The sequence below is a fragment of the Streptomyces sp. NPDC039462 genome (genome assembly GCF_055639375.1).
Map to the genome: position 1 here is coordinate 238,747 of NZ_JBVKAO010000010.1, position 19,853 is coordinate 258,599.

Genomic DNA, 19,853 nt, shown 5'->3' on the forward strand with positions numbered 1-19,853 from the left:
TGGGCCATCCGCTACAGCGGGTGGCCCAACAGCATCCTCACCCCTGGAATGCCGCAGCCAGCAGCTTCTCGGTGTCCGAGGCCCCCGGGACCCACAGCCCAAGATCGCGCTCAAAGAAAGCCAGCACGTCGGCAGCCTCATCGTCGCTCTCGGAGAAGTCAGGCACCGGAAGTAGATCAGGCCGGGTACCGCTGTTCTCCTCCGGATCAATCGGGTCGAACGAGGACGTCACTTCCCCATCGTGTGCGATGGTCACCCAGACATCCGCGTTCACGGTGGTACTGAGCGCAACGCATCGTGTGCCCGCAGAAGCGGCGCGGACAGCATCCGAATCTGCCGCGAAACTACCGAAGCTCTGCATGCAGTAACTCCAGCCCTCGATCTGTCCGGCCCGCAGCACGACTCGATCGGGAGCGACGAACCCTTTGCTCCTCAGCTCGTCCTCACCCGCGTCAACATTGCCCAAGTCGTTGTCGTCAGGGTAGTGGTTGAAGAGATCGATTGCTTCCGCCTCTTGTCGGCTCAACCTGAGGGTGTTCTGCAGCTCGGCGCCGAATCGCAGCAGCAGCTCTTCCGGGGAAATACCTTCGGCGAAACAGAAGGAGAACCCCTCATCCTCATACGCCGATGCGATCCATCGCAGACCGTCCGTCACAGGCACGCCTCCTGGCAGCTCTCAGTTGCTTCAGTCGAACACCCTAGGTCACAGCATCCGCAAGCGGACCAGCCCCCACATCGCTTGAGGCTTTCGGCGAAGCCGTCGCACGTCCACGTCGTCGGAACGCCGCGGGCCAACCTCGTGGAAATGGCACGGATCCTCTTCCAATCCGACGTTGCGGGGGCGTGGTGAAGCGGTCCCGGCCAGCCCCGCTGGGTCCCCGGGGAAGGCGGGGTCTGCGTCAGCCGGTATGCCCATGCTCAGCCGCCACCCCCGCAAAGTGACGCACAGCCGTGAGCCCAGATGGCGGGCGGCGGGCAGAGGGCTGCGGGTTGGGGCGCTACTCCGCCGGGTCCTCGTCGGCGTGCCGCACCGCCTTCTTCACTGCCTGCTCGACCTCGTGCTACGGCTGGCCGGTGGCTTTGGCGTGCGCGGTGACGGCGGACTGGAAGAGGGTTACCGCTTCGTACCAGCTGCGCCACTGCGCCTGATACTCCTCGCCGGTAAGACCCGCGAGCTTCACTCGGGAAGCCACGCCCTGCAGCAGATGGTGGAGTTCTACGGAAGCCAGACCAACGCAGCCAAGCGGCTCGGTGTGCCCCAGGGCGACCCTGTCCACCAAATTGTCACTGCTCAAGCTGAGCCCCGAACTACAGGCCGACAGGGTCGCCGGCGCACGTAAGGTCGAGCACGTCCGCAACCTCGGCAAGCTCACCCCCGAGGAGCAGAAACAGAAAGCCGACCAGCGAGCCAAAGCCTCCGAGGCGCGTCCTCGGACATCAGCACCCCCACCCCAGAGCCGCCAGCAAAAGATCACGGCGTGATACCCCACGACGCCGACACACGGCACAGCGCCTGCTCCTGCCGGCACCACCCCGCCGCCCGCAGCCGCCTGCGCCACGCTCCATGTTGGAAAGCCGAGCGCCCCAGCCGAGGCAGTGCCTGAGCCCCGAGCCTTCAAAACGTCCCAGGGCCGCGACGACTGGAACTTCCCCTACGCCGACGGATCACTCTGCGCACGAGTCCTCATCAACCACATGAGCCTCGCGGCACTGCAGACCCTGCGCAGGAGCGGGGTCTTCGCCTGTGGCGGATGGCCCGCTCTGAGCAAGCCAGCCGCGAGAGAAACCCCCGGCGCTTGGGAGGGTCCCACCGTAAGTGCCCCTGCGGCTGCGACAGGTGGTTGTCTGACCTCATGGACCAGGAGGTAGCCGCCGCACTCGTTGCAGTCGCCGGCGTGGGCGGGACAACGGTGGCCGCAGTAGCGACCGTATGGGGGCTTCGATGGCAGTCGCGGGCTCAGGCCCGTACGACGCACCTCCAATGGCAACGCCAGGCTCGCCGCGAGGCGTACCTCGCATTCCTTCACGCTGGGCGACGCTTCTCCCAACAGAACGCGCACCTTCGCGATGTACTGAACGTCGGCCCAACCCCTGCCCCACCCGCCGCGTTCTCAACGGACTGGCGTGAGGCCCTGCACAGCAGTCGCATTGAGTTGATCGAGGCAGCCCAAGTTGTGGACCTTGAAGGGCCACAGCGTCTCGACACGGTCGTTCGTGCCGTCGTGACGCAGGCATGGAGGCTCACTGCCCTCGCTGATGAGCTAACCGCTCGCGAGCACTCGCCCGATGACGCCGAACGCTTGCGGAACATCCACAAGGCCTTAGCTGCTGAGCTGCAGCTGTTTCGCTCCACAGCAAGGCGTGTCCTGGAAGAACCTGACGGCGTCACGAGGAGCTGAGGTGCACGCCGTAAGCGACTTGGTCTGCATGCTGGGCCGCCACCGAAAATCACATCGTGAGGCCGCTAGAACGGCCCCACGGTGGTCCGATCAGTTCGGCCGCTTGCCGCCAGCGGGAGCAGGGCCATCGGTGGGCTGCGGATCCTGGCGCCGGGATCCGCAGTTGCGGTCGCGTTGGCCACGTGAACGGCGGGGAAGCAGCCTCAAAGGCCCTGTTTCAAACAGGAGTTCGATATGGGAGTGTGGCAAGGAACCGGATGCGGTCGGATACCGGCGTACGTATCCCGCGACTCCGGCTGGGACGGCATCGTTAGGCAGCGCACCGTGATAGTCGGCCACAGCAGTGGCACCACGGGCATGAGGGTGGGAGGGGACCGGTGAGCGACCGCAGCTCTATCGAGTGGACTGAGGCGACCTGGAATCCGACGACCGGATGCGACCGGGTATCGGCCGGCTGCGACCACTGCTACGCCCTCACCCTGGCCAAACGGCTGAAGGCAATGGGGTCGGCGAAATACCAGAACGATGGGAACCCGCGCACCTCGGGCGCGGGGTTCGGGCTGACTCTGCACCCGGACGCGCTGGCCGTGCCGTATGGGTGGAAAAGTCCGCGCACCGTATTTGTGAACTCCATGAGCGACTTGTTCCACGCGCGAGTCCCGCTCGACTATGTGCGGCGTGTCTTCGAGGTGATCTCGGATACGCCGCAGCATACGTACCAGGTTCTGACCAAGCGGGCGCGGCGGCTGCGGTTGGTCGCCGACCGCCTTCAGTGGCCTGCCAACCTGTGGATGGGCGTGTCGGTGGAGACTGCTAAGGAACTTCCGCGCGTGGACGACCTGCGGCTCGTCCCGGCGGCTGTGCGGTTCCTGTCGTGCGAGCCTCTGCTCGGGCCGCTCACCGGCCTGGATCTGACCGGCATCGACTGGGCGATCGTCGGTGGCGAATCCGGCCCGGGTGCCCGGCCAATGCGGGAGAAGTGGGCCGCTGACATCGTCGAACGGTGCCGGCACTCCGGGACGGCGCCGTTCGTCAAACAACTCGGCTCCTGCTGGGACCAGCGGCATCACAAGGACATCGCCCGCTTCCCTGCGGATCTGCGGGTGCGCGAGTATCCGAAACTCAAAGACAGCACCTCGGTGTGACCGGCGACTCCGTCAGGCCGCAGCAGGCGGGCTGATCCAGCTTTTGCTGGTCAGCTTGCCTGGCGAGTGGACCACGACGGAGCCGTCCTGCCGCATCTGCCGCACCGCCTTGAGCGCGTGTGTCGGCAGCCAGCGGGCGGTCTCCGTCAACAGCCACTGCCCGACCGTCTCCACCGTGGCTGTACCGAGCGTGAGCCGCTGCGTGACCAGCTCCAGCAGCTCCGGATCGCAGGCGTCGACGGACTGGAAGAAGTCGAGCTGGCCGACCGGCTGGGCCCCGCGGGTGCGGGGGTCTTGGAAGCTCTCGCCGTCACGGTCGTCGACCTTCCACATCGCTTCCTTCATTGCCTTCAGCCCCGCGTCGCTGCCAGTGCCGAAGACCAGGTACAGGGGCTGCCCGGTGCGAGGCACGAGCCGGAACTGCAGTTGGTAGCCGAAGCCTGCCCGACGGAGTGCACTGCGGTAGGTGCCCAGCCACGCACGCCAACGTTCGTCAGGCCTAGCCTCTTCGGCAGCTGGCGCCCAGTGCTCACGTCCACCAAAAACCTCGTCAAGAATGTCACCGTTCAACTCCTCGCGGCGACTGAACCAGTTGGGGCCGAAGGTGGTGATGACTTCGCTGGAGCGGTTGTGTGCTATCCGGTGCATCACCTCCAGTGGCACGTTCACGCTGCCCCAGCTGTCGAAGATGCCGAGGATCGGATGCCCCCACGCGCCCAGCTCGGTCAGCACCGGCAGACTGTCTCGACCCGCCTCGCCCCGCCGAACCTCTACCCGAACCGGCAGGTCGGCGAGCTTTCCGAACCGGCCCGTCAGCTCGGTCAGGAGGTGTTCATGGCGGGTCCTGTCCTTTTCGATGAAGATCAGGTGCACTCGGTGCGGACTGAGGTTCATCCGCTCTACCGCGGTGTGATGCAGGAGCCGGTCCAGGATGAACACCGGCGAGCCGGGTTCACCGCCCTCATAGCGGCCCGGGCCAGCGAACGCGTCCAGCAGCGTCACCCGCGGCCTGCTGAAGCCGGTGCGCTGGGACGTCTGCAGCAGGATCGGCCACCAAGCACCCAGATATCGCTGGTACAGACGGTGCTTGGCAGCCGTAGCGGGCTCCAACGGCCACAGAACACCCATGCCAGCCCCCTCAGACAACAGAATGTGACACCGATTGTCCGCTGAGTACCTGTCAGGCGCCAGAGCGCCTTATGCGACAGCCACATGCGCGGAGCACGACCCTGCGCGACCTGTGGTCCGACGTACTCGGGACCACTCAGCGTGCGCGGAGCGGACCCTGCGCAACCTGCATCAAGACGGGTCCGGGCGTCGCTTTCCGCCCGTGCTCATCGACGGACGAGCGACATCGTCGCCCCGGCCTCTTTGCGGGCAGCAAGCCGGTGGCAGGACCAGGACTCGCCGATCGGCGGTGCGGCAGGCGAGGCACGGCTGGGACGTACGGCGTGCGAGAACCGGAAAGCACTCTGGTCGCCGAACTCCGCTGATGAAAACCTGAGGGACCATCCCCGCAGGCACGGGGAGCACGCGTGGAAGCCGGAGAACGGACGCGAGATCCGGGGACCATCCCCGCACGCGCGGGGAGCACTACTTGGCGAAGCGGTCCATCTCGCCGGAGAGGGGACCATCCCCGCAGGCGCGGGGAGCACACTGCGGCCCATCTTCCACACGTGCCCGGCGGGGGACCATCCCCGCAGGCGCGGGGAGCACACACCGGGCTGAGGACGGTCGTCCACAGCCACGGGACCATCCCCGCAGGCGCGGGGAGCACACTCCTCGACCTGCAAGTTTGTTAGGGCCGGGAGCTGATTTCGAGCAGTTTCTTCGGTTCGGCCATAACGCCCATATGGGTCGAATTAGGATGATGCTTGTACGTCGAGTATGAGCGATGCCGGGTAACACTGAATGCGGAGGGATGGGCTGACGGGCTGTCGCCAAGCGGCCGAGGCGGCAGGCTCTCCCCGGTAGGGGGCACACTCTTCCTTCTAACTGCAGGGCTGGTACTGCCGGGAGTTGAGTTCCAGCGGTTCTGCTGTCTGGGCATGACAGGCATACAGGTTGATGCGCGGTTTCTGAGTGTGCGCGCTGCCAGATTGTACGGAGTGTCGTGTGCTGGTGTCTGGATTCTCCTTGATCTGTTCGTACATAGGTGCGCTTTCTCGGTATTGCTGCCGTGGTGCCGGGTTTGCATGTATGCCTCTGGCATGACTGTTGAGGGGGAGTCGTCCTGTGGGGGGCTCGGCGGGCGGCTTGTGGGGCCGGTGCGTTCGGTGTGGGCCAAGCACGACCGGGATGCCGAGGGGTGGCTGCCGTTGTGGCGGCACATGGCTGACAGTGCGGCGGTGGCCGGGTTGTTGTGGGATGAGTGGCTGCCCGCGAATGTTCGGGCGTTGGTGGCGGAGGCGTTGCCGGGTGGGGCGGGAGATGGCCGGTGTCTGGTGATGTGGCTGGCGGCTGTGCATGACATAGGCAAGGCGACGCCGGCTTTCGCGTGTCAGGTCGATCAGTTGGCTGATGTGATGCGGGGGCAGGGCCTGCAGATGAAGACCCGCAGGCAGTACGGGGCGGATCGTGTGATGGCTGCGCATGCGCGGGCGGGGCAGGTGCTGCTGGAGGAGTGGCTGGAGGAGCGGCATGGCTGGCCGCCGCGGCAGAGCGGTCAGTTCGCCGTCGTGGTGGGTGGTCATCATGGGGTGCCGCCGGAGCACGGGCAGCTCAGTGATCTGTATGACCGTCCTCATCTGCTGCGGACGCCGGGGGCGAGCGAGTCGGTGTGGCGGCGGGTGCAGGAGGAGCTCCTGGCCGCGTGTGCTGTGGAGTATGGGGCGGGGGAGCGGCTTGGTGCCTGGCGGGCGGTGCGGTTGTCGCAGCCTGTGCAGGTGCTGCTTACCGCAGTGGTGATCGTTGCCGACTGGATCGCCAGTAATCCGGATCTGTTTCCGTATTTCCCGCAGGAGACCCGGAGCGGTGCCGAGCGTGTGGCTGCGGCGTGGCGGGGGTTGCGGTTGCCTGTGGCGTGGCGGGCGGAGGAGCCGTACGGGGATGCGGGGGAGGTGGTCGCGGCGCGTTTTGATCTGCCGCGGGGGGCGAGCGTCAGGCCGGTGCAGGAGGCGGCGGTCCGGTTGGCGCGGGAGATGTCTGCGCCGGGGCTGATGATCGTTGAGGCTCCGATGGGGGAGGGGAAGACGGAGGCCGCGCTTGCGGTCGCTGAGATTTTCGCGGCCCGGTCCGGTGCGGGCGGGGTGTTTTTTGCGTTGCCCACGATGGCGACGGGTAACGCGATGTTTCCTCGGCTGCTGGAGTGGCTTGATCGTCTGCCCGCGCCAGAAGGCGGCCCGCGTTCTGTGCTGCTCGCGCATTCCAAGGCCGCTCTCAACGACGACTACGCCGGGTTGCTGCGCAAGGGCCGGCAGCAGGTGGTGGCCGTTGATGTGGACGGTGAGGCGGGGCGGGGGCGGTCTGCGGAGGCGGGGCGGTTTGCTTCGGCGGAGCTGGTGGCTCATGCGTGGCTGCGGGGGCGGAAGAAGGCGATGCTGTCCTCGTTCGTGGCGGGGACGGTGGACCAGTTGTTGTTCGCCGGGCTCAAGAGCCGGCATCTGGTGCTGCGTCACCTTGCGGTCGCGGGGAAGGTCGTGGTGATTGACGAGGCGCACGCCTATGACACGTATATGAGTGTCTATCTGGACCGGGTGCTGGCGTGGCTGGGAGCTTACCGGGTGCCGGTGGTGGTGTTGTCCGCGACGTTGCCCTCGGGCCGTCGCCGTCAGCTTGCGGAAGCCTACGCCGGCGTTGGCGGTGAGGGCGGGGGTGTGGCAGACGGTTTTGAACGGGTGGCTGGCGTGGCCTCGTATCCGCTGCTGACGGCGGTGACGCCCGGTCAGGTACCGGTCGTCACAGGGGCTGCGGCCTCGCTGCGGGGTGGCGAGGTTCATCTGGAACCGCTGGACGATGACCAGGAGCTGCTGGCTGATCGGCTGGCGGTCGAGCTGGAGGGCGGGGGCTGTGTCCTGGTCGTCCGTAACACGGTGCGGCGGGTCCTGGAGAGTGCGCGGGTGTTGCGGGAGCGCTTTGGTGAACGGAACGTGACTGTCGCGCATTCGTGTTTTGTTGATGTGGATAGGGCGGCGAAGGACGCCGGTCTTCTTGCCCGGTTCGGGCCGCCGGAGAAGGCGGGCGGGCGGCGTCCGGCGGGACCGCACATTGTGGTCGCCAGCCAGGTCGCCGAGCAGTCCCTCGATGTCGACTTCGACCTGCTCGTCACGGACCTGTGTCCGGTGGATCTGATGCTGCAGAGGATGGGACGCCTGCACCGCCATGTGCGTGGTGCGGGGCAGGGGGAGCGCCCTGAGCGGCTGCGGGCGGCCCGGTGCCTGGTCACCGGTGTCGATTGGGGCGGCCCGGTGCCGGTGCCGGTGCGGGGGTCGGTCGCGGTGTACGGGGCGTATGCGCTGCTGCGTTCCGCGGCTGTGCTGCTGCCTCACCTGCAGGGTGCACGGCGGCCGGTGCGGCTGCCCGGGGACATCAGTTTGCTGGTCCAGGGTGCCTATGCCGAGGGTCCTGCGGGCCCCGCCGCCTGGTCCGAGGCGATGGCGGCGGCGTGGGAGCGCCATGAGAAGCACCAGGCGGAGCAGGCGGAGCGGGCGCAGGTGTTCCGGCTGGGTGCGGTGGAGCCGCCGGGGCGGCCGCTGATCGGGTGGGTTGCGGCGGGCGTGGGGGATGCGGATGACACCCGGGCCGGGCGGGCGCAGGTCCGCGACAGTACGGAGAGCCTGGAGGTGGTGGTCGTGCAGCGGCGTGCCGATGGGGTGCTGGCGACCCTGCCGTGGCTGGCCAAGGGCTTGGGCGGGCTGGAGTTGCCCACCGACCGGCCTCCGTCGACGGCCGCGGCGCGGGCCGCGGCCAGTTGTGGGCTTCGGCTGCCCCTGCAGTTCTCGCGCCCCGAGGTCATGGACCGTGCGATCGCCGAGCTGGAGGAGCTGTACATACCGGCCTGGCAGGGCCGGGACAGCCATTGGCTGGCCGGCCAGCTGATTTTGGTGCTCGACGCCGATTGTCAGACCTCTCTGGCAGGCTTCGCACTCCGCTACAGCCAAAGCGACGGACTCGAGGTGAGCAGTGACTGATTCCGGTGAACCGGGCGCCTTAGAACAGGCGTTGACGTTCGATCTGAGTAGCCGGCCGTGGATTGCAGTGCTGGATATGCACGGCGCCCAGCAAGAGCTGTCGCTGCGTGAGGTGTTCGCCCGCGCCGGCCACCTGCGGAGCCTGGTGGGGGATCTGCCTACCCAGGAATTCGCCCTGATGCGTCTGCTGCTCGCAGTGGCCCACGATGCGCTGGAGGGGCCGCGCGACACGGAGCACTGGGCGCGGCTGTGGGCGGACGATGCGTGTTTCGCGCCGGTGGCCGCCTACCTCGACGCCCACCGTGAGCGGTTTGATCTGCTGCACCCGCACACGCCGTTCTTCCAGGTCGCACGGTTACGCACCGTCCGTGACGAGGTGTTCTCCCTCAACCGGATCGTTGCGGATGTTCCCAACGGGGAGCCGTTCTTCAGCTCCAGAATGCCGTGTGTTGAGCGGCTCGGTTTTGCCGAGGCAGCCCGCTGGGTCGTGCACGCGCACGCCTATGACACCTCCGGCATCAAGACGGGGATCGATGGTGATACGCGGGCCAAGGGCGGCAAGGTGTATCCGCTGGGGGTGGGCTGGGCGGGGACGCTCGGCGGAGTGTTCGCCGAGGGCCAGACGCTGCGCGAGACCCTGCTGCTGAATCTGGTGGCCGCCGACACGAGCGGTGTGCGCTCTAGTGCCGAGGATGTTCCGGCCTGGCGGCGTGAGCCGTGCGGGCCCGGCCCCTCGGGTCGCACCCGTCCGGCGGGCGTGCGGGACCTGTACACCTGGCAGAGCCGTCGGCTGCGCCTGTGCTGTGACGCCGAGGGTGCCTACGGCGTGGTCCTGGGCTATGGCGATCCGCTGGCCGCGCACAACATGCATGGTGATGAGCCGATGACCGCCTGGCGCAGGAGCCTGGCCCAGGAGAAGAAGCGCGGCGAGTCCCTGGTGTATCTGCCGCGGCAGCACGATCCGGAACGGGCGGCCTGGCGGGGTATCGAAGCCCTGGTCGTGGGGCGGGCCGAAGCGGCGCAGGGTGGTGAGGCCGCCAGTGTGCTGCGGCCGGGCATCCTGGAATGGATTGCCCGGCTGGTAACGGAAAGGGAGCTGCCGCGCGGCTTTCTGATCCGGGCCCGTGTGGTGGGGGCGGTCTATGGCACGCAGCAGTCGGTGATCGACGAGGTCGTCGACGACCGGCTGGCGATGGCTGTGGTGCTGCTGCATCAGCAGGACCGTGCGCTGGCCCGCCACGCCATCGACGCGGTCGGCGAGGCGGAGCGGGCGGTCACCGCGCTTGGTGATCTCGCAACGGATCTCGCCCGTGCGGCGGGCCGCGACAGCGACGGGCCCCGCTCGGCCGCCCGCGGCCTGGGCTTTGCCGCGTTGGACGGCCCCTATCGGCTGTGGCTGCGCGGCCTGGCCGCGGCCGCAGATCCTGACGCCCACCGCACCCGCTGGCAGCAAGACGCCCACCGGCACCTGTCGCGCCTGGCCGAACAGCTCATCAGCCAGGCGGGGGACGCCGCATGGGAAGGCCGCGTCGTCGCGACGAGCAAGGGCGCCCAGTGGCTCAACTCGGCGTCGGCCGACAAGTGGTTCCGCATCCGCCTCAACACAGCGCTCAGCGACCCCTTTCCCCGTGACCGGACACCGCACGGCGGCTCCGTGGCCGGGCCCGACTCCTTGGCGAAGGAGCCCGCATGACCACCCCCACCAAGAGCACCACCCCCGCGCAGCGGGTCAGCGCTCTCACCGGCGGCCTCATCGCCTCCCTGCAACGGGGATATCTGAGCGATGACTCCTATGCGGTGGCGGCACTGGCCCGGCTGCGCCGGGGCGCGGGCAAGGACGTCTCCCAGATGCCGGATCTGTGGGGGCTGGCCGACACCGGACCTTTGCACGGCCGGCCGGCTGAGGGCGGGCGGCCTTTGAGCGAGGGGGAACTGGTGCGCGCCGAGGACGCGGTGTATGTGGCGCTCACCTTGTGGGCCCTGCATCAGCAGTCCCGTGGCACGGCCATGCACCGGGTCGGCTCCCGCACTGCACCCAGGGCGCTCGGTGCCGCGGTGCGCCAGCTGATGCCGCCGGGGGAGATCGCCGAGCCCATCCGCAAGCGCTTCGTCCGGGCCGGCACCGCACCCGGTCTGCCTGCCCTGGCCCAGCGGCTGCGCGAGCTTGTCCTGCTGCTGCGGGGTGCGGACATTCCCCTGGACTACGCCCTGCTGGCCGGGCAGCTCTACCACTGGCAAGAGCTCACCGGCCGCGAGGATGTCCGCCGGATGTGGGGGCGCTCCTTCCATTCCCACCGGGCACCCGACCAGGACGAGGCGGACATCCCCGCCGCTGCCGACGACACCGACACCCTCACCGACTCCACGGACAAGGACGCCTCGTGAACCGCATCTTCCTCGACGTGCACGCGCTGCAGACGGTGCCGCCCAGCAACCTCAACCGGGACGACACCGGCGCACCGAAGTCAGCCGTCTACGGCGGGGTGCCCCGCGCCCGTGTCTCCAGCCAGGCCTGGAAGCGCGCGACCCGCACCTACTTCAACCAGGAGGGTCTGCTTGACCCGAGCGAACTCGGTGTCCGCACGAAGAAGGTCGCCGAGGTCCTCGCCACCCGTATCACCGACCGTGCTCCTGAGCTGGAGGGTGCCGAGGCCCTCCAGCTCGCCGCCGAGGTGATCCAGGCGGCCACCGGCTCCAAGATCGAGGTGCCCAAGCGGAAAGCCGACGCCGCCAAGGACGGCGGGCCCCAGGCGGCGCCGGAATCGAAGTACCTGATGTTCCTCAGCGCCCGGCAACTCGACGGGCTTGCCGCGCTCGCCGTCGAGGGCGCGCCCGACATCAAGACCTACCTCAAGGACAAGGAGCACAAGGCACGCGCGCGGGAGATCGCCGACACCCGGCACTCGGTCGACATCGCGCTGTTCGGCCGCATGGTGGCCGACTCCGCCGACTTCAACGTCGATGCCGCCGTCCAGGTCGCCCACGCCATCAGCGTGCACCGCGTCGAGCCCGAGTCGGACTACTACACGGCCGTGGACGACAAGAACACCGACGCCGAATCGGGCGCCGGAATGATCGGCACCATCGACTTCAACTCGGCCACCCTCTACCGCTACGCGGCGCTCAGCGTCCACCAACTCGCCCAGAACCTCGGCGAGGGACTGCGCGAGGAGGAACCGCGGACCGCACCCGTGCGGCGCGCAGTCGAGGTGTTCGTGCAGAGCTTCCTGGAGTCACTGCCGACCGGAAAGATCAACACATTCGGGCACCACACCCTCCCCGACGCCGTGATCGTCAAACTGCGCACCACCCGGCCCATCAGCTACGTCGCCGCATTCGAGGAACCCGTCACCACACAAGGCGGCCACCTGCGCGAAGCGGTGACCCGCCTCACCGAGTACGCGGCGGATGTGGAAGGCGCCTACGGTGACGAAAAGACCACCCTGACATGGGTGTTGCGCATCGGCTCCCACACCGAGCCACTTGCTGGCCTCGGCAACCAGGCCCACCGGCTCAGCGACCTGGTCGAAGCGGTCGGCCAAGCCGTCGCCGACCGCCTGGACACGCCCGCATGAGCGTTCTCCTCCTGCGGCTGGCCGGCCCCCTGCAAGCCTGGGGGGCATCAGCCCGCTTCGTGCGCCGCACCACCGAGCCCGCCCCCACCAAGAGCGGCGTCATCGGCATGCTCGCCGCAGCCACGGGCCTTCACCGCAACGACGACACCGGCCTGGCCCGCCTGGCCTCTTTGCGCTTTGGCGTCCGCATCGACCAGCCGGGCACCCGCCTGCGGGACTTCCACACCGCCCACCACGCGGTCACCGGCAAATCCATGCCGCTGTCCGAACGCTTCTACCTCGCCGACGCCGTCTTCCTCGCCACCCTGGAAGGCGAGGAAGACCTCCTGGACGAACTCGACAGCGCCCTGCGCACACCCGCCCACCCCCTCTTCCTCGGCCGGCGCTCCTGCCCGCCATCCCTGCCCGTGGAACTCGCGACCCGCCACACCTCCCTTGCCAAAGCCCTGCAGGAAGAACCGTGGCAGGCCGCCGACTGGTACCAGCGCCTGCGCCACAAGGAGCACACCATCGCCCTGACCGTTCTGCGGGAGCCCGGGCCAGAGGAACAGCACGCAGAAGCCTTGCGCGACCAGCCGATCAGCTTCGCCGCCGCACACCGGCGCCACGCACTGCGCTCCGTTGTCAGCACCACCGCAGAGGTGCCCAATCCGCTCGCAGCGCCAGCCCGCCGCGAGACGCCCGCCGCCCGCCCGGTGCCGCACCACGACCCGTTCGACGCCGTAACGGAGGAGGCCCTCTGATGTATCTGACCCGGTTCCGTGTGCACACCGCACGGCCTGGTGCCCGCCGCCTGCTCTCCTCACCGCAGTCGCTGCACGCGGCAGTCATGGCCTCCTTTCCCCACCTGCTGCCCACCACCGCGGCAGGCGCCGGTGAGGGCCCCCGCGTGCTGTGGCGTCTGGACCACAATGCCAAGGCCGAAGTCCTCCTCTACATCGTCAGCCCGGACCAGCCCGACCTGACCCACCTCGTAGAGCAGGCCGGCTGGCCGGCCGCCCACACCCCGGACACCCCCGGCTGGCAGACCCGCCCCTACACCCCCTTCCTCAACCGCCTGGCCCCAGGCGACATCTGGCAGTTCCGGCTCACCGCCAACCCGGTACACCACATCCGGCGCAAAGAAGGAGAACCCACCAAACGCACCGCACACCTCACCCCCGTCCACCAACAGGGCTGGCTCCTTGACCCCAAACGCCAAGAACGCGCGGGATTCCGCGTCCTGGAAAAGTCGCCGGAGAAACAGCTGCTGCCCGACGGAACCACCCACCACAACCATCCCCACCATGGAGACCGCTACGAGCTGACCGTCCGCGACGAGCGCGCCTTGTCCTTCGCCAAATCCCGCCACGACAGGACGTCGGCCCACCGGGTGAAAGTTGTGACGGTCACCTTCGACGGACGCCTCGAAGTCACTGATGCCGACGCCCTGCGCCGCACTCTCACCCACGGGCTGGGCAAGGCCAAGGCCTACGGCTGCGGGCTCATGACCCTGGCCCCTGCCCCGACGTCTTCTGCGCCCGGGAAGTGAGGAGATGCCCACAGTCGGCAAACGCGCCGCTCTCACTCCGCGCCACCTCACCCGCACCGGTGAGCGGATCTCCTTCATCTACCTGGAACGCTGCACCATCCACCGCGACGCCAACGCCCTCACCATCGAGGACGCCGACGGCACCACCCACATCCCCTCCGCCACCATCGCCACCCTCCTGCTCGGCCCCGGCACCCGCATCACTCACCAGGCGATGAGCGTTCTCGGCGAGACCGGAGCGGCGGTTGCCTGGGTAGGCGAGCACGGCGTGCGCTACTACGCCGGCGGCAGGGCCCTGAGCCGCTCAGCCGCTCTCGTCGAAGCCCAGGCCGCACAATGGGCCAGCCGACGCAGTCGCCTCGCTGTCGCACGCGCCATGTACCGGTTGCGCTTTCCCGATGAGAACCCGGACGGCCTGACCCGCCAGCAACTCCTGGGACGCGAGGGCGAGCGCGTCAAAGACTGCTACCGCGCCCAGGCAGCCCGCACCGGCGTCCGCTGGCACGGCAGGAAATACACCCCCGGCGACTTCGGCAGCGGCGACCCGGTCAACCAAGGCATTACCGCCGCAGCCCAGTGCATGTACGGCATCGCCCACGCCGTCGTCGCCTCGCTCGGCTGCAGCCCCGGCCTCGGATTCATCCACTCCGGGCACGAACTCTCCTTCGTCCTGGACATCGCAGACCTCTACAAGACAGAGATCGGCATCCCACTCGCCTTCGACGTCGCGGCCGAGGGACCCGAGGACGTGGGCCCTCGAACCCGCCGCAGCCTGCGCGACCGCATCAACGAGACCAAACTCCTGGATCGTTGTGTCAACGACATCAAATATCTACTGCTGCCCGACGCCCAGACGACTGCCGATCACCAGGCCGGCGAACAGGACCGCGTCACTCTCCAGATCGACCAAGGCCACGAAGTGGCATCTGGAGTGAACTACGGCTCCAAGCACGGGGCTACAGACGCAGACGAGGCAGTCATCTGGTGACCGTCATCATCCTCACCACCTGCCCACCCGGCCTCCGCGGATTCCTCACCCGCTGGCTTCTCGAAATCTCCGCAGGTGTCTTCATCGGCAACCCCTCCGCCCGCGTCCGCGACATCCTGTGGAACGAGGTCCAGCAATACGCGGGCCAGGGCCGCGCTCTGCTCGCCCACACCACCAACAACGAACAGGGCTTCACTTTTCGTACCCATGACCACGCTTGGCGCCCGACCGACCACGAGGGCCTGACCCTCATCAACCGCCCCAACAAACAGCCTCCACAAACCTCCACCGCACCAAAGCCGGGCTGGAGCAACGCTGCAAAACGTCGCCGATTCGGCAGAGGCTGAGCACCCTATGGCCCTTTTGCCGTTTTCTTCCGTTTCGAAGAAAGTGCAGCGAAACAGCTGCACTGGCTGACAAAACAGCAGGTCGGGCAGTGTGCTCCCCGCACCCGCGGGGATGGTCCCCCTGCAACCGCCGGGACCGAGGGCGCTACGCCGTGCTCCCCGCACCCGCGGGGATGGTCCCCTCTCCCCCCGGCGCCGCCGAAGTCGATGGTCGTGCTCCCCGCACCCGCGGGGATGGTCCCGAACGGCCGCGCCTCCGGGCGGACCGCGCCGAGTGCTCCCCGCACCCGCGGGGATGGTCCCGAGTGAAGGGGAATCCTTTCTGTGCATTCTTGGTGCTCCCCGCACCCGCGGGGATGGTCCCGAGGACGAGGCCGACGGCACGCCCCCGCCCGGGTGCTCCCCGCACCCGCGGGGATGGTCCCCGGCCATCCGTGCCGCGGACAAGATCGTCCATGTGCTCCCCGCACCCGCGGGGATGGTCCCCATGCCGGCAGGGGTGACCCGGACGTGCTGGCGTGCTCCCCGCACCCGCGGGGATGGTCCCCGCACCCTGACCATCAACGTCAGTTGTCTGGAGTGCTCCCCGCACCCGCGGGGATGGTCCCAGGCCTTGCTCGTCTACGGGTGCCTGGGGATCGGTGCTCCCCGCACCCGCGGGGATGGTCCCCAAGGACAAGACGCTCGGCAGCGACAAGCCCGGTGCTCCCCGCACCCGCGGGGGATGGTCCCGCTGCTCCCCGTCGTGGTGCTGGGTGAGGTGGGTGCTCCTCCTTACCCCGGACGAGTGTGCCGCGCGGCCCGGGCCGCGCTGAAGGAGTGGAACGGCTATGCGCCCACTCGCGCTGAGGAGCAGGACCTCGACAGCGAGCTGGACCGCCGCCTGGCCCGGGCGGCTGCCTGGTGAGCGATGCCATGCACATCGTGCTGACAACACCGCGATGGCCGCAGCCAGCGAGGGCAACGTTCTCGCCTCCCGCCTCATCCATCGCGCGCACGCCCAGGCCGGCTGGTACCTGTACGCCCCGGCGTGCGCGCTCGTGGAAGTCGCCGGTCTCCGCAGCGGCACAGCGGGGCGGCGTCCGCCCTTGTTGCCCTTGGCCTCGGCGGCCCGCAGCCCGTCAAAGGTCAGCTCGCGCTGGAGGTCGCGCTGGAGTTCGCTGGCGGCGGCGAGGGTCTGCACCATGAACTTCACGGTGGACAGCAGCTCGCCGGTGCGCGGGTGGCGGGCGGTGAGGTCCATCGCGGAAACGCGCCGTCGTGGATGCGCAGCGCCTGGTCACGGTGGAGGACGTCGAGCACTCGAGGATGTGCCCGGTGCCGCGGACGAGACGGAACATCTCGGAGATGTGCACGGTGTCGCCCGGCCGCGCGTAGTTCAGCAGCTCGCGGAACTTCGGGCGCTGGAGCGGGTGGAGGCGGCTGGAGGTGCCCGGGTTCTCCTCGAAGACGACCGGGTCCTCGATCCCGGCCTCGTCCAGGACGAGGTTCTGCCGGGCGGTGGACTGCTGGTCGGTCGAGACCCGCTTGTAGACCAGGTTCGCCACCGAGGGCCCCTTCCGTACGGAGGATCGGACCCTATCTATCTGTCGTCAAACCCCTGTCATCAATCACCATCGGATCTGATTGGATTCGCGCCGCCTCGAACCCCCGCATTGCACGGGTTCATTGGACGCTCCGGCCTCCTGTCATCAAGCGTTCGAATGACGACAGGCGCCCCGGGGCCTCCGGCGTCCGAGCTCCGCCTCGGCACCACCGACGACGCCAAGTGCCGCCGAACAATCACGCCATCACAGTCACACCCCACGCCGACGGTCGCCTACGAGCCCGGTCTCGTAGGCGACGATCACAAGCTGGGCACGGTCGCGTGCATGCAGTTTGGCGAGGAGGCGACCGATGTGGGTTTTGACCGTAGCCAGGCTCAGGTGGAGGTGTTGGGTGATCTCTGTGTTGGACAGGCCGCGGGCGATCAGGCCGAGTACCTCCAGCTCACGGTTGGTGATCGCGTCCAGCGATCGGCTCGGCGGTCGGGTCGGCTCCGGGCGGCGGGCGAACTCCCCGATCAGGCGGCGGGTCACAGAGGGAGCGAGCAGTGCTTCGCCTGCGGCGACCACGCCGATGGCGGTGAGGACCTCGGTCGGCGGGGTGTCCTTCAGCAGAAAGCCTGCGGCGCCGGCGCGCAGGGCGGCGTAGACGTACTCGTCCAAGTCGAAGGTGGTGAGGATGAGGACGCGAACGCCGGACAGGGCCGGGTCCGAGCAGATCTGTCGGGTCGCCTCAATGCCGTCCAGGTTTGGCATGCGTACGTCCATCAGCACGACGTCTGGTCGTTCGCGGCGGGCGAGTTCGACGGCCTCTGTGCCGTCTGCGGCCTCACCCGCGGCGGTCATGCCGGGTGTGTGGTCGACAAGGATGCGGAAGCTGCCGCGCACCATTGCCTGGTCGTCGGCGATCAGCACTCGGACCTGTGGCTCGTCAATCATGCTTGTTGCTTCCCTTCGGCGGGCAGCCGGACCGACACCGCGAAGCCGCCCTCTTGCCGGGGCCCCGCCTCGAAGCTGCCGCCGTACATCATCGCCCTCTCCCGCATCCCCAGGAGACCGTGTCCACCTGGCAGTGGCCGGTTGGCCGGTGGGTATCCGGGCGGTGGTCCCTCATCCTCGATATCGATGCGGATCTCGCACGTGTCCGCCTCGACCGTGACCCGGCAGCGGGTAGGAGCAGCGTGCCGGACAGTGTTGGTGAGGGCCTCCTGGACAATCCGGTAGATGGTCAGCTGTGTCCCCTCGGCCAGGCTCTGCGTGCCGCGCACCGTCAAGTCGACGTCCACCCCTGCCCGGTTCGTCTCCGCAGCGAGCGAGCCGAGGCGGTCGAGGTCCGGCACAGGCCCCAGGGGTGCACTTTCGGTGCGAAGTACGCCGAGCGTGCGCCGCATCTCGGCCAGTGCGGAACGGCTTGTCTCCTCGATGACCTTGAGCGCGGCCCGCGCCTCCTGCGGGTCGGCCTCCGCCACATGCCCGGCAATACCCGCCTTGACGGCGATCAGGCTGAGGTTATGCGAGACGATGTCGTGCAGCTCCCGGGCGATCCGCAGGCGCTCCTCGTCCAGCGCGCGCTCCGCCCGGCGCTGCTCTTCCCGCCCGGCCTCGACCCGCCGACCACGCACGGTGATTCCCGCGCCCCAGGCCCCGCCGATCACCACCAGTACCAGCGCGGCCACGCCTACGGCACCCTGCCCGTCCTCAGCGGGAGTGACCACCGCCTGGCAGAGGTAGACAGTGCCACACGCCACCGGCAGCGTCACTGCGAGCGCGGGCACGGACCGGCGGACGGGCTCGGCCAGCCCGACGAGGTATGCCGCCAGACCGGCGGCGATGTACGGCTCGCGAGGGATGTTGAGGAGCGACGCCGCGGCCAGAGCAGCGAGCACGATCCCCAGGACCGGGAGCGGCCAACGGCGGCGTACGGCGATCGGCAGGCCGACCGCGGCGGCGATCAGAAAGCCTAGCCAGGCAGGACCTGTGTAGGCGGGCTGGCCGTCGTCGGCGGTCAACCGGGCGAAGCCGACGTACATGGCTGTCAGAGCCAGGGCCGCGCCGAGGTCGAGAGCGTAGAGATGACGCTGCCCCTTGAGCTTCATGGCCCGACCGTACCTGTACAGGTGCACTCAGCCGGCCTGTCCGAGCAGCACCATCAGCCCGAGCACCACCAGGGCCAGCGGCACCCAGCACAGCACCGCCTTGCCGCTAGGACGGGGCCCTTCACGCAACAGCGCCAGGCCCAGCGGCACCAGCCCGACGCACAGTCCGGCCAAGGCCACCAGGGACAGCGACGTGGTCCCTTTGAGTACTCCGAGAGGCAGTGCCGCCATGAGGCCGAGTGCGGTGGCACGGACCGGGCCGAGCACCCGGGTGCGCCAGGCCCCGAGGGCCAGGATGAGCCACCCCGCGAGGATGGCGAGGTTCAGCGCGGCGAAGACGTGGAAGGCGCCGTAGCCGTCGGAGACCGCCTCGGTGGCAGCATCGACTCCTTGGGAGCGCACCAGTTGAAAGGCCAGGTGTTCCACTCCTGCATGGAAAGCGCGGGCGAACAGCCCGAACATCACCAGGCCCCCGCCCCACAGGCTCCAGCTGGCGCTCCGGACCCCGATCCGTGCGGCCACCACCGCCACCGCGGGCCAGAGCAGCAGGCTGCCTGCGGCAAAGAGGCCGTACGCGGTGGCCATCAGGGTGGGGTGCTGCTCGTACGCGGCGAGCTGATCGGGGTAGAAGAAGTGAAAGCGGACCCGCAGCAACGCGCCGGCCAGCATCAGGAGTGGTCCGAGTACCATGGCGGTGCCGCCCACCCAGCGTCCGGGGAAGCCTGTGCCCTCCAGTCGCTCCACAGGCAGCGCGCCACGCAGTCGGGCGCTGATCGTTGCGGCCGGGGTAGCCATGGATGTCGTCGTGTTTTTCATACTGTTGACGATGCCTTCGCCGCCCCCCGTTGGGCGTCGGACCAGGATCTGAACTGTAGCGTCAGACCTGGGTATGACCCGTCGAGCGCCGGAACTGCCCAACCCACCAGGTCCTTGGAGCACGTCGGTGAACCCCGACGGCCCTTGCCCGCCTCGCTTCCCGATCATGACCCGGCGCCGGTGGCCAGCGATGTGCGGCATTGGCTTCGCTGTCCTTGATCAATCCGCTGACATCTTGTCTTGGGAGTCAACCGCGTATCTCAACCTGTCACATCCGATGTCC

The 19,853-nt window shown here is 68.4% G+C and carries 16 protein-coding genes and 2 CRISPR repeat arrays; of the genes, 9 read left to right on the forward strand and 7 right to left on the reverse strand.

Annotated features, from left to right (window positions below; all coding sequences use genetic code 11):
• Positions 1 to 37 precede the first annotated feature (37 nt).
• On the reverse strand, positions 38 to 655 hold the full coding sequence (locus ACZ7LU_RS38345) for a DUF6461 domain-containing protein (RefSeq protein ID WP_471919452.1): 618 nt from the start codon (positions 653 to 655) through the stop codon (positions 38 to 40).
• Between the two features lie 406 nt (positions 656 to 1,061).
• Complete coding sequence (locus ACZ7LU_RS38350; RefSeq protein WP_471919453.1) at positions 1,062 to 1,193, reverse strand: hypothetical protein; 132 nt, start codon at positions 1,191 to 1,193, stop codon at positions 1,062 to 1,064.
• Between the two features lie 1,583 nt (positions 1,194 to 2,776).
• Between ACZ7LU_RS38350 and ACZ7LU_RS38355 the strand changes: the two genes are divergently transcribed.
• Entirely contained in the window at positions 2,777 to 3,544 is a 768-nt protein-coding gene (locus tag ACZ7LU_RS38355; protein ID WP_471919454.1) for a DUF5131 family protein, read from the forward strand.
• Between the two features lie 12 nt (positions 3,545 to 3,556).
• Here the strand turns inward: ACZ7LU_RS38355 and ACZ7LU_RS38360 are convergent, their stop codons facing one another.
• Positions 3,557 to 4,672: a three-Cys-motif partner protein TcmP gene (locus ACZ7LU_RS38360; RefSeq protein ID WP_471919455.1), complete on the reverse strand. Its 1,116-nt coding sequence runs from the start codon at positions 4,670 to 4,672 to the stop codon at positions 3,557 to 3,559.
• Between the two features lie 376 nt (positions 4,673 to 5,048).
• A CRISPR array of direct repeats spans positions 5,049 to 5,323; the repeat unit is 31 nt; unit sequence GGGACCATCCCCGCAGGCGCGGGGAGCACAC.
• A gap of 431 nt (positions 5,324 to 5,754) precedes the next feature.
• Here ACZ7LU_RS38360 and cas3 point away from each other — a divergent pair.
• From cas3 to cas2e, 8 genes are all read left to right on the forward strand, one after another.
• Entirely contained in the window at positions 5,755 to 8,673 is a 2,919-nt protein-coding gene (gene cas3 / locus ACZ7LU_RS38365) for a CRISPR-associated helicase Cas3' (RefSeq protein ID WP_471919456.1), read from the forward strand.
• A gap of 76 nt (positions 8,674 to 8,749) precedes the next feature.
• Positions 8,750 to 10,366, forward strand: a complete 1,617-nt coding sequence (casA, locus tag ACZ7LU_RS38370; protein ID WP_471919528.1) for a type I-E CRISPR-associated protein Cse1/CasA — start codon at positions 8,750 to 8,752, stop codon at positions 10,364 to 10,366.
• Entirely contained in the window at positions 10,363 to 11,058 is a 696-nt protein-coding gene (gene casB, locus ACZ7LU_RS38375) for a type I-E CRISPR-associated protein Cse2/CasB (RefSeq protein ID WP_471919457.1), read from the forward strand. Before casA ends, casB begins: the two co-directional genes overlap by 4 nt.
• The gene (gene cas7e, locus ACZ7LU_RS38380) at positions 11,055 to 12,248 is read left to right on the forward strand and encodes a type I-E CRISPR-associated protein Cas7/Cse4/CasC (protein WP_471919458.1); all 1,194 of its coding nucleotides are present in this window, start codon (positions 11,055 to 11,057) and stop codon (positions 12,246 to 12,248) included. Before casB ends, cas7e begins: the two co-directional genes overlap by 4 nt.
• Entirely contained in the window at positions 12,245 to 12,991 is a 747-nt protein-coding gene (gene cas5e / locus ACZ7LU_RS38385; protein ID WP_471919459.1) for a type I-E CRISPR-associated protein Cas5/CasD, read from the forward strand. The genes cas7e and cas5e overlap by 4 nt, the downstream gene beginning before the upstream one ends.
• Complete coding sequence (gene cas6e, locus ACZ7LU_RS38390) at positions 12,991 to 13,779, forward strand: type I-E CRISPR-associated protein Cas6/Cse3/CasE (RefSeq protein ID WP_471919460.1); 789 nt, start codon at positions 12,991 to 12,993, stop codon at positions 13,777 to 13,779. The genes cas5e and cas6e overlap by 1 nt, the downstream gene beginning before the upstream one ends.
• Positions 13,780 to 13,783: 4 nt before the next feature.
• Positions 13,784 to 14,767 carry a type I-E CRISPR-associated endonuclease Cas1e gene (gene cas1e, locus ACZ7LU_RS38395; protein WP_468317636.1) on the forward strand — a complete coding sequence of 328 codons (984 nt, stop codon included), beginning with the start codon at positions 13,784 to 13,786 and terminating at the stop codon, positions 14,765 to 14,767.
• Positions 14,764 to 15,114: a type I-E CRISPR-associated endoribonuclease Cas2e gene (gene cas2e, locus ACZ7LU_RS38400; RefSeq protein WP_468317639.1), complete on the forward strand. Its 351-nt coding sequence runs from the start codon at positions 14,764 to 14,766 to the stop codon at positions 15,112 to 15,114. Before cas1e ends, cas2e begins: the two co-directional genes overlap by 4 nt.
• 91 nt (positions 15,115 to 15,205) lie before the next feature.
• Positions 15,206 to 15,846: a CRISPR direct-repeat array (repeat unit 30 nt; unit sequence GTGCTCCCCGCACCCGCGGGGATGGTCCCC).
• A gap of 389 nt (positions 15,847 to 16,235) precedes the next feature.
• On the opposite strand, the gene ACZ7LU_RS38405 is transcribed toward cas2e, so the two are convergent.
• The 4 genes from ACZ7LU_RS38405 to ACZ7LU_RS38420 form a co-directional block, all read right to left on the reverse strand.
• The gene (locus tag ACZ7LU_RS38405; protein WP_471919461.1) at positions 16,236 to 16,661 is read right to left on the reverse strand and encodes a recombinase family protein; all 426 of its coding nucleotides are present in this window, start codon (positions 16,659 to 16,661) and stop codon (positions 16,236 to 16,238) included.
• A 249-nt stretch (positions 16,662 to 16,910) separates the two neighbouring features.
• Positions 16,911 to 17,597, reverse strand: coding sequence for a response regulator (locus tag ACZ7LU_RS38410; protein WP_471919462.1), 687 nt, complete (start codon positions 17,595 to 17,597; stop codon positions 16,911 to 16,913).
• Positions 17,594 to 18,754: a sensor histidine kinase gene (locus ACZ7LU_RS38415; RefSeq protein ID WP_471919463.1), complete on the reverse strand. Its 1,161-nt coding sequence runs from the start codon at positions 18,752 to 18,754 to the stop codon at positions 17,594 to 17,596. The genes ACZ7LU_RS38410 and ACZ7LU_RS38415 overlap by 4 nt, the downstream gene beginning before the upstream one ends.
• Positions 18,755 to 18,781: 27 nt before the next feature.
• On the reverse strand, positions 18,782 to 19,570 hold the full coding sequence (locus tag ACZ7LU_RS38420; RefSeq protein ID WP_471919464.1) for a hypothetical protein: 789 nt from the start codon (positions 19,568 to 19,570) through the stop codon (positions 18,782 to 18,784).
• Positions 19,571 to 19,853 lie beyond the last annotated feature (283 nt).